This is a genomic window from Dyella sp. SG609 (genome assembly GCF_012275375.1).
Lineage (GTDB): Bacteria > Pseudomonadota > Gammaproteobacteria > Xanthomonadales > Rhodanobacteraceae > Dyella_D > Dyella_D marensis.
In genome coordinates, this window is the sequence record NZ_JAAZQJ010000002.1 from 1 (window position 1) to 18,070 (window position 18,070).

At 66.3% G+C, this 18,070-nt stretch carries 13 protein-coding genes; 4 read left to right on the top strand and 9 right to left on the bottom strand.

Translation table 11 applies throughout. The features are described from left to right. Positions 1-27 precede the first annotated feature (27 nt). A complete protein-coding gene (locus tag FHW85_RS03470; protein ID WP_210427699.1) occupies positions 28-741 on the top strand; it encodes a LysR substrate-binding domain-containing protein in 714 nt (237 codons plus the stop codon). A 44-nt stretch (positions 742-785) separates the two neighbouring features. Here FHW85_RS03470 and FHW85_RS03475 read toward each other — a convergent pair whose 3' ends face one another. The 4 genes from FHW85_RS03475 to FHW85_RS03490 all read right to left on the bottom strand — a co-directional run bounded on the left by FHW85_RS03475 (position 786) and on the right by FHW85_RS03490 (position 5,822). Further along, complete coding sequence (locus FHW85_RS03475; protein ID WP_246866647.1) at positions 786-2,162, bottom strand: glycoside hydrolase family 27 protein; 1,377 nt, start codon at positions 2,160-2,162, stop codon at positions 786-788. A 101-nt stretch (positions 2,163-2,263) separates the two neighbouring features. Then, the gene (locus FHW85_RS03480) at positions 2,264-3,544 is read right to left on the bottom strand and encodes an SGNH/GDSL hydrolase family protein (RefSeq protein ID WP_168647348.1); all 1,281 of its coding nucleotides are present in this window, start codon (positions 3,542-3,544) and stop codon (positions 2,264-2,266) included. Between the two features lie 377 nt (positions 3,545-3,921). Continuing rightward, on the bottom strand, positions 3,922-5,157 hold the full coding sequence (locus FHW85_RS03485) for an acyltransferase (protein WP_168647349.1): 1,236 nt from the start codon (positions 5,155-5,157) through the stop codon (positions 3,922-3,924). Positions 5,158-5,270: 113 nt separating this feature from the next. Further along, positions 5,271-5,822 carry a DUF308 domain-containing protein gene (locus FHW85_RS03490; RefSeq protein ID WP_168647350.1) on the bottom strand — a complete coding sequence of 184 codons (552 nt, stop codon included), beginning with the start codon at positions 5,820-5,822 and terminating at the stop codon, positions 5,271-5,273. A gap of 121 nt (positions 5,823-5,943) precedes the next feature. On the opposite strand from FHW85_RS03490, the gene FHW85_RS03495 reads away from it, so the two are divergent. Next, positions 5,944-6,522 carry a TetR/AcrR family transcriptional regulator gene (locus FHW85_RS03495; RefSeq protein WP_246866648.1) on the top strand — a complete coding sequence of 193 codons (579 nt, stop codon included), beginning with the start codon at positions 5,944-5,946 and terminating at the stop codon, positions 6,520-6,522. 69 nt (positions 6,523-6,591) lie between these two features. Here FHW85_RS03495 and FHW85_RS03500 read toward each other — a convergent pair whose 3' ends face one another. From FHW85_RS03500 to FHW85_RS03520, 5 genes are all read right to left on the bottom strand, one after another. Continuing rightward, positions 6,592-8,637: a M13 family metallopeptidase gene (locus tag FHW85_RS03500; RefSeq protein ID WP_168647352.1), complete on the bottom strand. Its 2,046-nt coding sequence runs from the start codon at positions 8,635-8,637 to the stop codon at positions 6,592-6,594. 44 nt (positions 8,638-8,681) lie between these two features. Next, positions 8,682-9,161 (bottom strand): VOC family protein, encoded by a 480-nt coding sequence (locus tag FHW85_RS03505; RefSeq protein ID WP_168647353.1) that lies wholly within the window; start codon positions 9,159-9,161, stop codon positions 8,682-8,684. Positions 9,162-9,324: 163 nt separating this feature from the next. Continuing rightward, positions 9,325-10,452 carry a glycoside hydrolase family 5 protein gene (locus FHW85_RS03510; RefSeq protein ID WP_168647354.1) on the bottom strand — a complete coding sequence of 376 codons (1,128 nt, stop codon included), beginning with the start codon at positions 10,450-10,452 and terminating at the stop codon, positions 9,325-9,327. A gap of 296 nt (positions 10,453-10,748) precedes the next feature. Then, positions 10,749-12,473, bottom strand: a complete 1,725-nt coding sequence (locus FHW85_RS03515; protein ID WP_168647355.1) for an IlvD/Edd family dehydratase — start codon at positions 12,471-12,473, stop codon at positions 10,749-10,751. A 759-nt stretch (positions 12,474-13,232) separates the two neighbouring features. Then, positions 13,233-14,171 carry a LysR family transcriptional regulator gene (locus FHW85_RS03520; protein ID WP_246866649.1) on the bottom strand — a complete coding sequence of 313 codons (939 nt, stop codon included), beginning with the start codon at positions 14,169-14,171 and terminating at the stop codon, positions 13,233-13,235. A gap of 162 nt (positions 14,172-14,333) precedes the next feature. Between FHW85_RS03520 and araD1 the strand changes: the two genes are divergently transcribed. Both araD1 and FHW85_RS03530 read left to right on the top strand, forming a co-directional pair. Further along, complete coding sequence (gene araD1, locus FHW85_RS03525; protein WP_168647356.1) at positions 14,334-15,341, top strand: AraD1 family protein; 1,008 nt, start codon at positions 14,334-14,336, stop codon at positions 15,339-15,341. A 314-nt stretch (positions 15,342-15,655) separates the two neighbouring features. Further along, positions 15,656-18,049, top strand: a complete 2,394-nt coding sequence (locus FHW85_RS03530) for a glycoside hydrolase family 127 protein (RefSeq protein ID WP_168647357.1) — start codon at positions 15,656-15,658, stop codon at positions 18,047-18,049. The last annotated feature ends 21 nt before the right edge of the window (positions 18,050-18,070 follow it).

Consider the following 18,070-nt stretch of genomic DNA (forward strand, 5'->3'; position numbering starts at 1 on the left):
GCGGTGACGCAAGCCGCGCGCGCCGCCATGGAAGTGGCCGAGCGGGCGGGCGAGAAGCCGTCGGGTCGCTTGCGCGTCAGCTGTCCCGTCGGCGTCGCGCATCTTTTTCTCGCGCCGGTCCTCGGCGAATTTCTTCGCGCCCATCCGGACGTGCGTCTGGAACTGGACCTGACCAATCGGCGGGTCGATGTGATCGGCGAAGGCTACGACGTCGCGCTGCGCATCCGTACGGCGATGGACGATTCCAGCCTGGTCGTGCGCACGTTCGGCCTGAGCGAACAGGTCCTCGCGGCCAGTCCGTCCTTCGTGCGCGAGCGAGGCCCCTTTGCTTCCGCCGCCGCGCTGCAGGGCGTGGCCGGAGTGGGGCCGGGAGGCGCGGGAGCGGAGCGTCCGCGCTGGCGCATGGCGGCGCCGGACGGCGCCACGATCGAGATCGAGTATGCGCCGGCGCTGGTGACTGACGACGTCCATCTGCTGCAGCAGGCGGCCATGGCCGGCATCGGCGTGGCGCAGCTGCCGTTCAATCTTTGCGGCGAAGCGATCGCGGATGGACGGCTGATTCAGCTGCTGCCCGGCCATCGCATCGCCGCGCACCAGTTGCATGCCGTGTTCCCGTCGCGGCGCGGCATGGTGCCCGCCGTCCGGTCGTTTATCGAATTCCTCGCAGCCGAGCTTCCGCGCATGACGGCGCGCGCGAACGAACACTTCCGGCAGATGGCCGGCAACGCGGATCGCGGCTGATCCGCGCGGGCGGCCGGGCCAGGCTGCGCGCTGCCGGGCCCGTGTCAGTCGCGGCGCAGCCGGCGCAAGGCAAACAAGGCGCTGCCATGCGCGGGCAGTTCGATATCGAGCTTGCCCGCGGCGTCGGCGCGCCGGCCGCTCCATAGCTCGCGCCCCTCATACCGTCCCGGCTCCAGCCCCAGTTCGTGCCAGTCCGCATGCAGCGCAAAAGGCCGCTCGCCCAGGTTGAACACGGCCAGATAGCGCTCGCCATCGCGGCCTTCGGCCACCCATGCGCGCAGCGATTGCAGGCGCGCGGGCAGAGGTTCGACCGGACGATTGCCGTGGCTGTCCTGATCGATCGCAATCACGTCCTTGTTGGTGAGCAACGCCCGCGTCGCCTCGTCCAGCCTGGTGAGGTTGGCGCCCAGGATGAGCGGCGAACGCGCCATGGCGAGCAGGCCCAGCAGCGTGCGCTGTTCGTCCAGGCTCAGGCGCGAGCGGCGCGCCTCGCCCCAGCCCGGATGCGGGGCGAGCATGCCGAACGGCAGCATGTCGGCATCGGGCCAGCGGCCGTCGCCGGCGTGGCCGGCCCAGGCCGGCAGGCGCTCGAAGACGTCGCGCACGCCCATGGGAAAATCGTCCTGCGGGCGCTTGTGGGTGAACGACCAGCCATCCCAGACGTCGTTGGAAATGCGCCACATCTGTCCGTACTGGCGGATTTCCGCCGCGTGCGCCAGCTGGGTGGGGCCGGGCGACAGGCTGAGTACGATCGGCCGGCCGGCTTTGCGGATGGCCGATGCGATCTGGCGGATCTCGCTGATCTTGTACGGGTGGTCGGCAATGCAGTCGACCTTGAGGAAATCCACGCCCCAGCCCGCATACAAGGCCAGCATGGAATCGTAGTAGGCCTGTCCGGCGGCGTTGTCCCGCACGCCGTAATTGCTGTCGTCCCAGGGGCAGGTATCCGCGGTGTCGGCAGCGTCGCTGGCGTGGAAAGCGGAGCCGGCGATGGGCAGCTGGTCCGCCACCGTCTGTTTCGGCATGCCGCGCACGATGTGGATGCCGAACTTCAGGCCTTGCGCATGCACCCAGTCCGCCAGCGGCTTGAAGCCCTGTCCATCGGCGGCGGAAGGGAAACGATTGAGCGCGGGAACCAGCAGGCCATGGGCATCCAGCGCGTAGTCGCGGTTCTGCAGGGTGTTGCCGAAGGGGCGGCGCATGTACCAGCCCTGGTCGATCACCGCATAGGTCCAGCCGTGGGCGCGCAGCCCGGCGAGCACGCTCGCATTGGCTTTGAAATCCGCTTCGTCGATGGTCAGGCCGTAAGAGTCCCAGCTGTTCCAGCCCATGGGCGGGGCGGGGCTGACCTCCTGTGCCGCCAGGGTGCCCGATAGCGCAAGCGAGAAAATCAGCAGCGCGGCTCGCATGGTGTGATGCATGAGGGGTGCTCCCGCCGTCCATTCGGCATCTCCCCATGAAACGCCACACGGGCTCGCGCTGCATTACGCAAAACCGCAGTTGCGGTTATGAAATCCGCAACTCAGTCTTCCAGTAGGCCAAGATCGATGGAGTCCGCCATGGCCTGGTAGCCCACGTCATTGGGATGCAGATGATCGCCGCTGTCGAAAGCGGGCAGCAGCGTCGTGGGGTTGGCCGGATCGCGCACGATGCTGTCGAAGTCGAGCACGCCGTCGGCGCCGTTCGCGGAGCGCACGAAGGCATTGACGGCTTCGCGTTTCATTTCTCCCGCGGCGTCGTAGTACGAGGCGCCGTTGTACGGCGTAATCGTCGCCAGGTAGATCTTGATATGGCTGGCCTTCGCCTGGGCGATGGTGGCCTGCATGGCGGCGATGATCTGGCCGGCGGATACGTTCTGCGGCGGATAGAGTTCGCCGATGCCGATGTCGTTGATGCCCAGCAGGATCATCACGTGCGTGGCGCCGGAAACGCCGGCCACGTCGTGGGCGAAGCGGGTCACCGCCGCGGGGCCGACGCCGTCGTAGATCCAGCGGTTGCCCGCGATGGCGGCATTGACCACGCTCGCGCGGCCCAGGCTATGCGCCGCGGCCTGCACGCGATTGTCGAGATCGTTGGGCCAGCGGCGGTTGGTGTCGGGGGTGGAGCCGTAGCCGTCGGTGATCGAATCGCCAAAGGCCACGACCACCTTGTACGGATGCGCCGCCAGGTCGGTGACGCCGGAGTTGCCGGCCGTCGATGCGTCCACTTCGCTGAGCCAGTAGTACTTGCCCGTGGCCGTGGCACTGCCCATGGCCGCGGCGGACGCCTGATCGCCGGGGGCAAGGTAGTTGGTCTGCATGCCGATGGTGTGGGTGGTGACGACGGGCGTGTTCAGCGGCACGAACAGGCTGATCGCGAGATCCGCGTGCGTGGGAAACGGCAGGCTCACCGGATCGCTCCAGCGTTCTTCGCCCGGTGCGAGGGTCAGGCTGCGCCTGCCGTCGAAGCGGAGCGCCTGGTCGGTGGCAAGGTCGATGCCGCCATTGCCGGTGCTGCGGGCAACCCGCGCTTCGTCGAAGGTGACGGGCGTGGTTCCGAAGTAATTGGTCAGCTTGATGCGGATCAGGTTTCCGCCGTGCGAAGTGTGGACGATCTGGCGAATGGACTGGTTCGAAATCGTCAGGGGCGGGACGGTGGTGCCTGGAAACAGGATGTTGTAATCCTGCGGCGCCGCATACCAGGTCGCGAACCATGGCGGCTGCACGCAGGCGGCCGACAAGAGCATGACCAGCATGGCGCAGGCAAGGGTTTTTCCAAGCAGGTCGATGATGCGAACGACTCTCTGAAATACGCGCTTATTCATGACCATTTCTCCCATGGTGATTTGCACGTGTGTTGATGAGGGCAGGGCGCGGACAGAAGCTTCCCATCCGCCCGGTCGAGGCGGGCGGTTGCGCGGAAAGCATGCTTTGTTGCTGGTGGGGCGCTGGCGTTCTATCGCCCGGCGCGTGGTTATTCTGTTATGGCGCGCGGCATTTATGCGCTAATGGCGCGCTCGCATTTTAATCCTGCGATGGCGATCACCTTTTATCGTCCATGCAAATAGCGGACTTTTATGCGCGAGAAAAATATTTCCGCTGCAACTTGCGCCATGGAGAAAATCATTCCATTAATGCGGAAGATAATTTCAGCAACGCATTAACCACCATTGCGGCGAATGGATAATCGCCGCCGCTGCGATCAGGCTTTCTTCGCCAGCCTCGCCGGATCGACGTCCGCGGGCCGCGTGGCTTGTTCGCGCGTGGGCAGCGGCGTGACCGTCGCCTCGCGGGCAAAGGACCACTTGCCAAAGCGGCTGGCCAGCCGGATCGCCGGCAGATCGACCAGGCTTCTGAACGGCACCGACAACAGCAGCGACGCAGCCACGGTGATAAGCGAGCCAAGCACGGCAGCCGCCTGATAACCCAGCGGCGCCAGCAGCACGCCGAACGAAGCCAGCCCGATGCTGGACAGCAGGATGCTGTGAATCAGGTAAAGCGAAAAAGAAATACCGCCCAGCCAGGCCAGCGGCTTGCTGGAAAGCGCGGCGGACATCGTCTTCGAATGGAGCACCAGCCAGACCAGCAGCAGGCCGCCCAGTGATGGAAACAGAAACGCGGGATCCGCCCGGATATGGTGCGCGGCCAGCCACGCCGCCAGCGCCTGCAGCGGCGCGTAGAACGTGCTCTGGGCATGGAAGCCGCCAAGCACCAGCGCAAGCGCCAGCAGCAGGTAGCGGATAACCGCGGAGGAGGGCGGCTTGGGCCAGGCATGCAGATAGGCGCCGCCGAAGAACAGCGCGCCGAGCAGATAAGGCGGCTCGCCTTCCCAGACCAGGGCGCCCGCGCACAGCAGCGCGCAGATGCCGGCGCAACGCGATCGGCCGAACAGCGCCATGAAGGCGAACAGGCCGATCGAACCGATCAATTCGACATTGATCGTCCACAGCACGTAGTTGTAGCCGTTATGGCCGAGCAGCAGCGAGCCGAACAGCGCGTCTTTGACGGCCAGGAAAATGCGCGCATGGATGTGATACCAATCGCCAAGAAAATGGCGGCCATTAGGCACGACGTCCGAAATCAGCCCGAGCTTGATCACCGCATAACCGAGCAGCACCGAAGCGAATACCGGCACGCCAAGGCGCGGAAACCGCTTGATGGCCGCTTCGTCCAGGCGGGCCGACTCCGGCTGTTCGAAATACCGGCGCGTCAGCACATACCCGCTCATGACGAAGAAAATGGCGACCGAGGCCGTGCCGTTATAGAGCACCGTCAACGGACTGTTCTGGATAAACGGCTCCCAGCCGGCGAGCAGGTGGGCGGGCAATCCGGATTGCAGATAGGGAAAGAACGCCCATGCGCAATGCGAGAACACCACGACCAACGCGGCGATACCGCGCAGCCCTTCCAGGGCCTGATTCTTGTTCTGAAAATTCATAGGTAAACAGTGGCCGGCAGTCATCCGCACGCCGGATTACCGGCCGCACGCAAGCCGGCCATGCTATCCGCGCGGCCGGCAGGCCGCGCGTGTAGTTCGTCACGATGCGGACGTCAGCGGCCGGATAGATCCATGGCGACTTCCGTGCGCTGGCGCTTGAACGTCAGCCAGAGCGCCGACAGCAGGAAATACAGGCCGCCGAACGCGGCATAGGGAGCCAGCTCCGCAATCGTAGGCGCCGTTCCGAATGACTTGACGGTAAAGATCACGCCCGCCAGTGCGGACTGCGCTCCGCTGATCATCATGAAGACCTGGCCGCCCAGCTTGCGCCGCCGGATACCGACCGCCAGCTGGAACAGGCCGGCGAGCAGCGCCCAGATGCCGAACACCAGCACGCCGCCCGCATTGCCATGCAGGGCGAAGGCCACGGCCATGCACGCGGCGGTGACGATGCTGGTAACCGCATTGAATTTCTGCCCGGGATTGACCTGGAGTCCTCCGCTGCGCCGGGCGTCGATCACATTGGCGAGCGCGTCCCAGGCGGGATAGATCACCAGCAGGGCGCCGACGACGAGTGCCGGAGCCGCGGCCGAAAGGAAAGCCAGCGCCACCCAGGCGAAGGCGGCGATGGCGCGGAGGAGATAGAAGTTGCGCAAGGAGTTCATGAGAGGGGTGTCTGCGGGGGGATGGAGTGAGTAACCTACTAGTAGGTAGGTATCTATGTCAATAAGTATTTAAAAACGTCAAGTGGTGCATAAATACCTACCTAGTGATAGGATGGCCTCCATGAATACCCAGCAGAAATTGATCGATTCGGCCCGCCACCTGATCCAGATCCGGGGCTACAACGGCTTCAGCTATGCCGACGTCGCCGACGAGGTGCAGATGCGCAAGGCCAGCATCCATCACCATTTCCCCGCCAAATCCGACCTGGCGAAAGCCGTGGTGGAGCAATCCCGCGCCGTCATCGTGGAGCAGACCCGGCTCCTGGATGACGGCGCCTTCGATCCCGATGCGCAGCTGCGCATGTACACCGGCTATTGGGAGAAGTGCATCGCCGATGCATCCGCGCCGTTCTGCGTGGCCGGCATGCTGGCCAGCGAATTGCCGACGCTGCCGGCGGACCTCGCGCAGGAAGTGCGGGCTCACTTCCACGACCTGTCCGGCTGGCTGGAACGGGTGATGACCCGCGGCGCGCAACTGGGCCGCTTCCAGCTGCAGGGATCGGCGCGCCAGGAGGCGGAGGCGTTCATGGCCATGGTGTATGGCGCCATGCTGGCGGCGCGAGCCTATGGCGATGCGAAAGTCTTCAGCGACATCGTGGCAGGCGCATTGAAGCGGCTGGCGCCGCCCGTCGTGCGTTAGGCGCCGCGCGGCCGGGATGCATGCGCCATTCCCCATGAAGGCCGCGCCATCGCAGCGCGGCCTTCTTCGTTACCAGATCCGCACCTGGTCCTTCACCGGCCGCAGCATGGCATCGCCCGTCCTGCACTGAAACGCTTGCGCAAACGCCGGCACATTGCCCAGCGTGCCGACGATGCGTTCGTGCGGCGGCGCATGCGGATTGCTCGCCAGGTAGACCAGGGTCTGCTGTTCGCGCATGCGGGCGCGCCATATCCGGGCGAAAGCCAGGAAAAAGCGCTGGTCCTGGGTATAGCCGTCGATGCGGCGGTTCGCCTCCGCGGGGGCCGCCTTGAGCGCAGCCTGCAGTGCGTCGTAAGCGATATGTACGCCGCCGAGGTCCGCGATGTTCTCGCCCAGGGTGAGGCGTCCATTGACGTGCACGTCGGGATGGTCCGGCAAGGGCGCATAGGCGTTGAACTGGCGCACCAGCGCGTCGGCCCGGCTGTTGAAACGCGCGTTGTCCTCGGCGGTCCACCAGTCGGCCTGGTTGCCTTGTCCGTCGAACTGGCGGCCGGCGTCGTCGAAGCCATGCGTGGCTTCGTGGCCGATGGCGGCGCCGATACCGCCGTAGTTGATGGCGTCATCGCCATTCGCATAAAAGAACGGCGGCTGCAGAATCGCCGCCGGGAAGGTGATGCTGTTGTCCTCCGCGCGGTAGAACGCATCCACTGTCTGCGGCAGGACGCTCCAGCGGGTGCGGTCGGTCGGCTGGCCGACCCGCGCCATCGCATCGCGATGGTTGAAGCGCGCCAGCGCACGAACATTGGCGTAGTAGCCGCCCGCGGACAGCTCAAGGCCGGACCAGTCGCGCCAGTGGTCGGGATAGCCGACCTTGGGCACGAAGGCTTGCCATTTGGCCAGCGCGCGCGCCTTGGTGGCGCCGCTCATCCAGTCCAGCGCCTCGATGCGGGCCTTGAGCGCCGCCAGCAGGCGCGTCACCAGTACCTGCGCACGCTGCCTGGCTTCGGGAGAAAACGTGCGCGCGACATAGAGCTGGCCCATCGCCTCGCCCATCTGCGCATTGACGGTGCCGAGCACGCGTTGCCAGCGCGGCTTGTCCCGCTGCTGGCCGGCAAGCGCGCGGCCGTGGAAGTCGAAAGACGCATCCTGGAATGCCTGCGCGAGATAGGGCGCCGCATCGTCCAGCAGATGGAAACGCATATAGGCCCGCCATTGCGCCGGCGGCGCGGTGGCCAGCAGGCGGTCGAAGCCGGTAAAGAACGCTGGCGGCGCGAGCGAGAACTCGGCCGTCGCCGGCAGGCCTTGCGCGGTGAGGAACGGCGCCCAGCGGAAATGCGGGGTGAGGCGATCCGCTTCGGCCGCACGCACGGCGTGGAACTGATTCGCCGGCTGGCGGGCTGCTTCCGGCGAGAGCGTCACTTCGGCGAGCGAAGTTTCCAGTGCAAGCGCATCGTCGGCGGCCCGGTCGGGCGCGTCATCGCCCGCCAGCTGGAACAGGCGGATCATGTAGTCGCGATAGGCCCGACGCTCCCGCGCATAGCGTGCGTCGGCGTAATAGTCGCGGCTGGGCAGGCCCAGTGCCGCGGGCGCGGCGGCGCCGATCTGCCGCCGCGCATCGCGAAAATCGCCCTGCACGTCGAAGGCGAACACGAACGGCTGGCCGTCCGCCGCCGCACGCGCCAGGAAGGCCGCCGTGTCCTCAGGTGTTTTCAACCTGGCGACGGCGTCGAGCGAGGACTGCAGCGGCGCCAGGCCGGCGCGCTCGATCGCCGCGGCATCCATGCCGGAGCGGTAGAGCAGGCCGATCTGATGCGCGGCCACGTCGCCACCCGCCGATGCCGACGCGCCGGCCGCGTGCTCGGCGATGTCGCGCTGCACGCGCAGGCTCTCCTGCGTGAGCTGGTCGAACACGCCCCAGCGCACCTGGTCCGGCGGAATCGGGTGGGCCGCCAGCCAGCGCGCATTGACGAAGCGATCGAAATCCACGCAGGGCGCGGCCGAGCGGTCCAGTTCCGCCGTATCGAAAGGAGGTGTTTCAGCGGCGGATATCGATGCGGCGAAAAAAGTCCCGGCGATGGACAACAGGGCTGGGGCCAGGCGGCGCGGGCAGGGCATGCGTATTTCCTTGGATACAGGGATCGGTTCTGCGGCGGCCGGCCTCAGCCGCGCCGCGCGGCTTCGATGGCGGCGATATCGATCTTGCCCATCGCCATCATCGCGTCGAAGGCCCGCTTGGCTGCCGCGGCATCGGGATCGGTAATGGCGGCGATCAGCGCGCGCGGGGTGATCTGCCAGGAAAGGCCCCACTTGTCCTTGCACCAGCCGCAGGCGCTGGGGCTGCCGCCGTTATCGATGATCGCGTTCCACAGGCGGTCGGTTTCGGCCTGGTCGTCGGTGGCGACCTGGAACGAGAACGCCTCGCTGTGCTTGAACATCGGGCCGCCATTCAAGCCCAGGCAGGGGATGCCCATGACCGTGAATTCTACCGTCAGCACATGGCCCTGCTTGCCGTCGGGATAATCGCCCGGCGCATGGTGGACTGCGCCCACGGCGCTGTCCGGGAAGGTTTTCGCGTAGAAGCTGGCGGCCTCAAGGGCGGTGCCGTCATACCAGAGGCAGATGGTGTTCTTGCTGTTCATTGGAAATCTCCTGGTCCGGGTCGATGCGGGGCAAGGGTACGCGCTCCCGTGTATGCGACGAACGAAGGCCGCGCGAATCGACATCGCCCGATGACGGGCGATGTCGATGGCGGTCAGGAGATTTGAATCGACGTAGCCGGCTGATTCCAGCGCGTTCGCGGCATCAGCCTCCCGGAGGCGGCAGCGCCGCGCCACCGGTCAAGGCACGGGCATCATCGGGCCGGGTCAGCGTCCCGGTGGAACGGTTGAAAATCCCGAACGCATTATTGCCGGAGCCATTATCGCTATCGTCCCAATACACCGGACGGATGCCCAGGCTGTTGGCCTGGCTGACCACGTACTTGTCGAAATACGTGCGCGATGCGAGATGCAGATTGAGGTTGCTGCCCGACAAGCCCGCCGTGCCGGTGCGGCGGATGGCGCCGAACTCGCCCAGCAGCACGGGGATGCCCTTGCTGGTGAATTGCGAGTTCATTTTCTGCAGCTCCGCGTTCACGTAGGACTCCTCGTTGGCGGAGGTCGAGTTGCGCGTCGTCAGCGTCGAGGAATGATAGTTGCTGCCCCAGAAGTACCACATCGATCCCCAGGTGGCGTCGGCGGTCATCAGCGCATATTGATAAGGCGCGTAGTAATGCACTTCGAACACCAGGTGCTTGGCCGGGTCGGAGGGCAGCGTGGTGACCCAGTCATGGGTGTTGTCGATGTTGCCGCCGCCCGGCCCCTGCAGCACCAGCCAGCGCGTGCTGTTGTTGCCTCCGGTGGAACGCACCGCGTTGACGAAGTTCTGGTAGTACTGCATCAGCACGGCGGTCTGCGCCTGCGAGGACACCTGCGGCTCGTTGGCCACGGCGAACAGCAGCTTCGAGTTGTAGCCCCGGAAGTTGTTGGCGATCTGCGTCCAGTAGGAAACCAGCTTCGCATTGATGTTGGAGTCGAAGCTGTTGAAATTCGAATTCTCGAACCAGCCGCCGTCCCAATGATCGTTGATGATCACGGTGAGATTGGCCGCCTGCGCCCATTGCACCACTTGCGTCACCGTGGCCATGTAGGAGGCATTGATCACGTGCGTATTCGGATCGGCATTGTGATCCCACGCGCATGGGATGCGGATCGTGTTGAAACCGGCAGCCGCGACGTTGTTGATCAGCGTCTGCGTGGGCATCACCGCGCCCGACCAGGTGGCCTCCAGCGTGTTGCCGAGGTTCCAGCCATAGGTGGGATTGGCCAGCTGTGCCTGTCCGCCGAGCGGAAGCAGCGATAATCCGGCGGCCAGCAGCAGCGCGGGCAGCATCCGTGGCCTGGGCCGGCTTGCGGCCGGCAGGCGGCGGACAGCTGGAAGGACTCGATTGCGGGCAACGAACCAATTGCGTCTGTGCATATTGGGAAACCCTCTCAGTAGTGGGGAACGGAACGGTTCCGTCCGGCGCACGGCGATGGCCGTGCCTGCCGGCATGCATGCTGAGAAGGCCGCCTGCGGCGCGCAATTACGAAATCGGCGGCGGTGCTTGATGTTTATTCGTTTGCAGTTGCCGCATGCCCGCAGCCATCAGCGCGTAGCGCTTGCGCGTGCATGCCTTGCATGTGCATTCAATGTGAATCGCCGGCCACATCCGAGCCGCTGCCGCCGACCAGGATGTCCAGATCGGCGCCGAGATGAGCCTGCTGCACATGGTCGACGTAGAGCTTCGCCCAGCCGCGCTCGGGCGCCGGCGGCGCTTTCCACGCGGCACGCCGCTGCGCCAGTTCGTCGTCGCTCAGGTCCAGATGCAGGCGCCGGCCGGGCACGTCCAGTTCGATGAAATCGCCATCGCGCACCAGCGCCAGGTTGCCGCCGGCGGCGGCCTCGGGCGAGACGTGCAGCACCACGGTGCCATAGGCGGTGCCGCTCATGCGCGCATCGGAAATGCGCACGATGTCGGTGACGCCGCGGCGCAGCAGCTTGGGCGGCAAGGGCATGTTGCCCACCTCGGCCATGCCGGGATAGCCGCGCGGGCCGCAGTTCTTCAGCACCATCACGCAGGTTTCGTCGATATCCAGCGCCTCGTCGTCGATGCGCGCCTTGAAGTCGTCGATGTTCTCGAACACCACCGCGCGGCCGCGATGCCGCAGCAGCTGCGGCGAGGCCGCGGAAGGCTTGATCACCGCGCCGTGCGGCGCCAGGTTGCCGCGCAGCACGGCGATGCCGGCCTCGGGCTTGAGCGGCTCCTCGATCGGACGGATCACGTCGCGGTTCCAGCACGGCGCGCTGGCGATGTTCTCGCCCAGCGTGCGGCCGTTCGCGGTCGGCGCACTCAGATCCAGATGCGGGGCGATCTCGCGCAATACCGCGGGCAGGCCGCCGGCGTAATAGAAATCTTCCATCAGGTATTCACCCGACGGCTTGAGGTTGACCAGGCAGGGCAGGTGGGAGCCGAGCCGGTCCCAGTCGTCCAGGCTCAGCTCGACGCCGAGGCGGCCGGCCAGGGCCAGCAAATGAATCACCGCATTGGTCGAGCCGCCGATCGCGGCATTCGCGCGGATGGCGTTTTCGAAAGCGGCGCGGGTGAGGATCTTCGACATGCGCAGATCCTCGTGCACCATCTCCACGATGCGCCGGCCCGACAGATGCGCCAGGCGGTAGCGGCGCGAATCCACGGCAGGAATGGCTGCATTCTCAGGCAGCGACATCCCCAAGGCCTCGACCATGCTGGCCATGGTGGAGGCGGTGCCCATGGTCATGCAGCTGCCCTTGGAGCGCTGCATGCAGGCTTCGGCCTCGACAAACTCTTCTTGCGCCAGCTCGCCGGCGCGCACCATTTCCGACATGCGGATCACGCCGGTGCCCGAGCCGATCGGCTGGCCGCGCCAGTTGCCCGACAGCGAGGGGCCACCCGACACGCCGATGGTCGGCAGGTTCACGCTGGCCGCGCCCATCATCAGCGCCGGTGTGGTCTTGTCGCAGCCCATCAGCAGCACCACGCCGTCGATGGGATTGGCGCGGATCGACTCTTCCACATCCATGCTGGCCAGGTTGCGGAACAGCATCGCGGTGGGGCGCATCTGGGTTTCGCCCAGCGACATCACCGGGAATTCCAGCGGAAAGCCGCCGGCCTCGTACACACCGCGCTTGACGTGTTCGGCAAGCTCGCGGAACGAGCTGTTGCAAGGCGTCAGTTCCGACCAGGTATTGCAGATGCCGATAACCGGCCGCCCGTCGAACATGTCGTTGGGCAGGCCCAGCCCCTTGAGCCAGCTGCGGTAATAGAAACCCTGCTTGCCTTCGCGCCCGAACCATTCCTGGCTGCGCCTGAGCGGTTTCTTGGGAGAGCCCATGGGTGGCGTGGGAATCCTTGGCGGTTGAGCGGGCGGCGGCGCGCGGCGGCGCGGGCCGGATGGCTTGACGGGCAGGATCGTAATGGGCGTAGCGATATTGCAAAAATAACAATATTCACTATTTCGATATGTGTATATGTATCGATATCTCGTCATTCCAGCGAAAGCTGGAATCTAGGGACTTTGTCGCTCGGTTGTTGCGTTGACGGTTGGGTATCTCGCCTTTGGCGAGTGTTTCGCCCCGCTGCCGCGGGGCGAGTTACTTTTTCTCTGCGTGCCCAGAGAAAAAGTAACCAAAAAGAGAGGGCACCCTGCTTGGCGCCCTCCGCAGCTTCGCTGCTACGGGTCCGTGAGGGCTGGCCGGGCTTTTTGACAGGGCATCCATGCCCTGATCAAAAAGGCGAGGACTCCTGTCCTCGCCCCCTGCGGGGCCTGATCGTCCAGCCCTCACCGCCGGCGCCAAGGGGACCCGGTGGATCAAGAGCCGGAGCAAAAGCGCACCAGCGGAACGCCGCGGCTGCGCCGCGAGCTCTTTGCTCGATTTTCGCCTCGCCCGTCATCCCCCTCTCCCCGCCGGGGAGAGGGCCGGGGTGAGGGGCCCTACGGAGCGAAACCGCCAATCCGACGTCAGCCAGGCGCCATCGACTTTCCATGCGAGCCCGCGCAAGCACTTTCGTCTCTATAAGCGCCGCTGCGAGCACCCACCCCTCACCCCGCCCTCTCCCCAGCGGGGAGAGGGAGAAGTGAAGTGCTTCGCGACTAGCCATAAACCTCGGCTGCGACAGCCCCCAACGCCTCCAGCACCGTCCTCGCCCCCGGCGACAGCAGCCAATCGGTGCGCGTGATGATCCCGAACGAATCCATCCGGCAGGACAGCTCCAGCGGCACGATCCGCACCATCCCGTGTTCGGCGTAATGCCGGGCGACGTCTTGCGGCACCACCGCCAGGTAGTCGCTCTCCTGCAGCATCGTGGTCAGGAACAGCACCGCGGCGGTGCCGATCACCCGCGCGGGCGCCGGCAGGCCCGCGCTGCGGAACATCAGCTCGAAACGGTGGCGCAGCACGCTGCCTTCCGGCGGCACGATCCAGGCCGCCTGGGCCAGATCGTCCAGAGCGGGAGCGGGCAGCTCGAAGATCGGATGCTTCGGCCGCGCGATGGCGCAGACTTCTTCTTCGGCCAGCGCCTGGTAATGCAGATTGCGATTGTCATGGCCGGCGAACAGGCGCCCCACCATCAGGTCCAGCCGGTTCTGTTCCAGCCGCTCCAGCAGCACGTCGCTGCTCTCCACCAGCAGGGACACGCGCAGGTCCGGATGCGCCTGCGAGATCCGCGCCAGCGCCTTGGGCAGCAGGCTCACGGCCGCGCCGGCGATCGCGCCGATGGCGACGGCGCCGGCGCGCCCGGCCTTCAGCGACTCGATCTCGGTGCCGGCCGCGCTCAGGCCGGCGAGCGCGATGCGGGCGTGGCGGATCATGCTTTCGCCGTACCAGGTCGGCCGCATGCCGCGCGGCAGCCGTTCGAACAGCGGCACGCCCAGCATGTCCTCCAGGTCCTTGAGCAGCTTGGACGCCGCCGGCTGGGACATGTTCAGCACCTCGGCGGCGCGATGGATATTGCCTTCCTCCTCGATCGCGACCAGCAGCATCAGCTGGCGGGTCTTCAGGCGCGCGCGGACGAACCAGGGAGTGGGGCGCATGGCGGGCTTTCGATAATGGATTTCATATAGGTTACGACGAAATATCTATTTGTCGTATATCGATTCAGCATGCACGATCAGCAAGGTCAGGGTCCGGCGCACCGGGAGCGTGCGGGTCCAAGGTTTATCGGGGCGGCTTTGCGCCCGCGGGGATGCGAAACGATGCGCTTGATCCAGTTGCTTGACGATGCCGGCGCCGCGCGAGTGGGCGTGGTCGATGTGCAGGGTTCGCAGGTTCGTCTGCTGGATGGCGTGGATTCGACCTATGCACTGGCGACCCTCGCCATCCAGAGCGGGCGCAGCCTCGACGCGCAGGCCGCGACGCACCACGGCGAAACACAGCTCGAATACGCGCCGCTGCTGGCGCAGGAACGCGTGCTCACCCCGCTGCACCATCCGGACCCCGCGCATTGCCGCGTGACCGGCACCGGTCTCACCCACCTGGGCAGCGCCGCCGCGCGCGACGCCATGCACCAGAACCTCAAGCAGAAGGCCGAGGCCGGCGCGCTGACCGACTCGATGCGCATGTTCCAGTGGGGCGTGGAAGGCGGCATGCCGCAAGGCGATACGCCGGGCGCGCAGCCGGAATGGTTCTACAAGGGCGACGGCAGCATCGTAGCCGCGCCGGGCCAGGCGCTGGCGTCGCCGGACTTCGCGCTCGACGGCGGCGAGGAGCCGGAACTGGTCGGGCTGTACCTGATCGGCCCGGATGGCACGCCGCATCGCCTGGGTTTTGCCATCGGCAACGAGTTCTCCGACCACGTCACCGAACGCCAGAACTACCTCTATCTGGCGCATTCCAAGCTGCGCGCCTGCGCGGTCGGGCCGGAGCTGCGCACCGGCGAACTGCCGGCCGACCTGCGCGGCTCCAGCCGCATCCACCGCGGCGAGCGCGTGCTGTGGGAAAAACCTTTTCTCACCGGCGAGGCGAATATGTGCCACTCGCTGGCCAACCTCGAATACCACCACTTCAAGTACGCCGCGCACCGCCGTCCGGGCGACGTCCATCTGCATTTCTTCGGCACCGCCACATTGAGCTTCGCCGATGACGTGCGCGCACAGCCCGGCGACGTCTTCGAGATCGAGTTGCCGGCGCTGGGCGCGCCGCTGCGCAATCCGCTGCGCAGCGTGGCGGGCGGTTTCGCGCTGCACGGGGTGCGTCCGCTGTGAGTCCGGCCGGTCGGCGCCGCGTTCCGGCCGACCATCCCGTCGGTGCGGATATCGGCACAGCGCCACTCCCGTGCCGGCATCGGGAATGCCGCCGCGATGGCGCATGGCGGCCGGCGCCGAAGGCCGTCCGATAGCGCCGGAAACCACAGGTTTTTCGGGCAGGCCGCCTTGGCGCCGGCGACCATGCACCGCAGTGCCCGCCGTCCGCCGCGGCCGGTGCCGGCGAGCGCCGCGATGCGCAATAAGGTCAAGACGCCGCCGGCGATCCATTCGATAGTCCGCCCGTCCGTTTCACCGTATTCCGGAGTTGCCGCATGACCAGGAAGCCGCTTTCCGCTGGAGCACAGCATCGCGCCGCGCCATCGGCGACGGACCCGTCGCGCCGCCGCTTCATGCAATGGAGCGCGCTGGCCGTGGCCGCCGGCTTCCTGAAATTTCCGCTGGAAGCCGCGGCCTCCACGCCGGGCCGGGTGGCGGCGGTGCCCCTGCAGGCGGTGCGGCTGAAGCCGTCGCTGTTCCTGGATTCGCTGGCCGCCAACCGGCGCTATCTGTTCGAACTGGAGCCGGACCGCCTGCTGCACAACTTCCTGCAGTACGCCGGCCTGCCGCCCAAGGGCGCGGTTTATGGCGGCTGGGAAGGCGACACCATCGCGGGCCACACGCTGGGCCATTACCTCAGCGCGCTGGCACTGCTGCATGGGCAGACCGGCGATACGGAAGCGAAGCAGCGCATCGACTACATCGTGTCCGAACTGGCGCGGGCCCAGGCGCAAGATAAGGACGGCTACGTCGGCGGCTTCACGCGCAAGGACGAGCAAGGCCGGGTAGAGGGCGGCAAGATCGTGTTCGAGGAAGTGCGCCGCGGCGTCATCAAGGGCAGCGCCTTCAACCTCAACGGCAGCTGGTCGCCGCTCTATACCGAGCACAAGCTGTTCGCCGGCCTGCTCGATGCGCATGCGCTGGCGGGCAGCCGGCAGGCGCTGGAGGTGCTGGAGAAAGCGGCCGCCTATTTCGCCGGTGTCTTCGACGCACTCGACCACACGCAGCTCCAGCAGCTGCTGGACAGCGAGTTCGGCGGCTTCAACGAGTCGTACATCGAGCTGGGCGCGCGCACCGGCAACCCGCGCTGGATCGCGATCGGCGAGCGGCTGCGCCACGAGAAGGTCGTCGACCCCGCCATCGCCGGCAAGGACGACCTGCCGCACCGGCACGCCAATACCCAGGTGCCCAAGTTCATCGGCGAGGCGCGCCGGTTCGAAGTTGCCGGCGACATCGATGCCGCCGCCGCGGCGCGCTTCTTCTGGGAAACCGTGGTCACGCACTACAGCTACGTGATCGGCGGCAATGCCGACCGCGAGTATTTCCAGCAGCCGGACACGATCTCCTCCTTCCTCACCGAGCAGACCTGCGAACACTGCAACAGCTACAACATGCTCAAGCTCACGCGGCACCTGTACCAGTGGACGCCGCAGGCCCGCTACTTCGATTACTACGAGCGCACCCTGCACAACCACACCATGGCGGCCCAGCATGCCGAGACCGGCATGTTCGCCTACATGATGCCGATGATCACTGGCGGCGAGCGCGCCTTCTCCGATAAGTTCGATTCGTTCTGGTGCTGCGTGGGCACCGGGCTGGAGGCGCATGCGCAGTTCGGCGATTCGATCTACTGGCACGACGAGCGCTCGCTCTACGTCAATCTGTATATCTCCTCCGCGCTGGACTGGCAGGAAGGCGGCATCGCGCTGCAGCTGGACAGCGGCGTGCCGGACAACGGCAAGGTGCGGCTGCAGATCGACCGGGCGGGTGCCGGCGCGCCCAGGCGCCTGCTGCTGCGCGTGCCGGCATGGAGCGAAGGGCGCTTCAAGCTGCGCGTGAACGGCCATGAGCAGGGCGCCAAGGCGGAGCAGGGCTATCTGGTGCTCGCGCGCAACTGGAAGGCCGGCGACGTGGTCGACGTCGAGTTCGACATGCCGCTGCGGCTGGAGCATGCCGCGGGCGATGAGAACAGCATCGTGGTGATGCGCGGCCCATTGGCGCTGGCGGCGGATCTGGGCCCGGTCAGCGAGGCTTACGACCAGCCCGATCCCGCGCTGGTGGCGGATGCATCGCCGCTGTCCGGCTTCACTCCCTTGCCGCAGCCGGGACGCTTTCTCGCCAGCACCACGCGCCCGCAAGGGCTGACCTTCGTGCCGTTCTTTGCGCAGTACGAGCGCCGCAGCGCGCTGTACTTCAAGCGCATGGACTCCGCGCAATGGACACAGGAAGCGGCGCGGCGGGAACGGGCCAAGGCGGACCAGGACGCCTTGCGGAGCCGGGCGGTGGACATGATCCAGTTCGGCAACGAGGCGTCCGAGAAGGCGCACAAGCTGGCCAGCGACACCTCCTTCGGCGGCGCCTACCGGCGCAAGGAGTGCCGCGACGTGCGCGGCAAGGGTTTCGTCGAGTTCGAGATGAAGGGCAGCGAGCGGCCGCTGGCGCTGCGCTTGCGTTTCTGGGGCAGCGACAAGGGCCGCTTCAATATCCTGGTCGACGGCAAGCTGGCGGTGGAGGTGAAGGTGGAGCGCGGCAACGTGATCGATTTCGTGGATCGCGATTACCCCTTGCCACCAGCGCTGACGCGCAACGGCACGTTGAAGTTCCGCATCGAGCCGCAGCATGGCGACACCGCCGGGCCGCTGTTCGGCGGATGGCTGATTCCGGCCTGAGCGGCACGCACAGGGCGCGCC

What these genes read in the sequence shown, in the direction of transcription:
- FHW85_RS03530 (WP_168647357.1), top strand. Translation starts at nt 15,656, where the DNA reads ATGACCAGGAAGCCGCTTTCCGCTGGAGCACAGCATCGCGCCGCGCCA.
- FHW85_RS03485 (WP_168647349.1), bottom strand. Translation starts at nt 5,157, where the DNA reads ATGAATTTTCAGAACAAGAATCAGGCCCTGGAAGGGCTGCGCGGTATC.
- FHW85_RS03490 (WP_168647350.1), bottom strand. Translation starts at nt 5,822, where the DNA reads ATGAACTCCTTGCGCAACTTCTATCTCCTCCGCGCCATCGCCGCCTTC.
- FHW85_RS03495 (WP_246866648.1), top strand. Translation starts at nt 5,944, where the DNA reads ATGAATACCCAGCAGAAATTGATCGATTCGGCCCGCCACCTGATCCAG.
- FHW85_RS03510 (WP_168647354.1), bottom strand. Translation starts at nt 10,452, where the DNA reads ATGCTGCCCGCGCTGCTGCTGGCCGCCGGATTATCGCTGCTTCCGCTC.
- araD1 (WP_168647356.1), top strand. Translation starts at nt 14,334, where the DNA reads ATGCGCTTGATCCAGTTGCTTGACGATGCCGGCGCCGCGCGAGTGGGC.
- FHW85_RS03505 (WP_168647353.1), bottom strand. Translation starts at nt 9,161, where the DNA reads ATGAACAGCAAGAACACCATCTGCCTCTGGTATGACGGCACCGCCCTT.
- FHW85_RS03480 (WP_168647348.1), bottom strand. Translation starts at nt 3,544, where the DNA reads ATGAATAAGCGCGTATTTCAGAGAGTCGTTCGCATCATCGACCTGCTT.
- FHW85_RS03470 (WP_210427699.1), top strand. Translation starts at nt 28, where the DNA reads ATGGAAGTGGCCGAGCGGGCGGGCGAGAAGCCGTCGGGTCGCTTGCGC.
- FHW85_RS03520 (WP_246866649.1), bottom strand. Translation starts at nt 14,171, where the DNA reads ATGCGCCCCACTCCCTGGTTCGTCCGCGCGCGCCTGAAGACCCGCCAG.
- FHW85_RS03515 (WP_168647355.1), bottom strand. Translation starts at nt 12,473, where the DNA reads ATGGGCTCTCCCAAGAAACCGCTCAGGCGCAGCCAGGAATGGTTCGGG.
- FHW85_RS03500 (WP_168647352.1), bottom strand. Translation starts at nt 8,637, where the DNA reads ATGCCCTGCCCGCGCCGCCTGGCCCCAGCCCTGTTGTCCATCGCCGGG.
- FHW85_RS03475 (WP_246866647.1), bottom strand. Translation starts at nt 2,162, where the DNA reads ATGCATCACACCATGCGAGCCGCGCTGCTGATTTTCTCGCTTGCGCTA.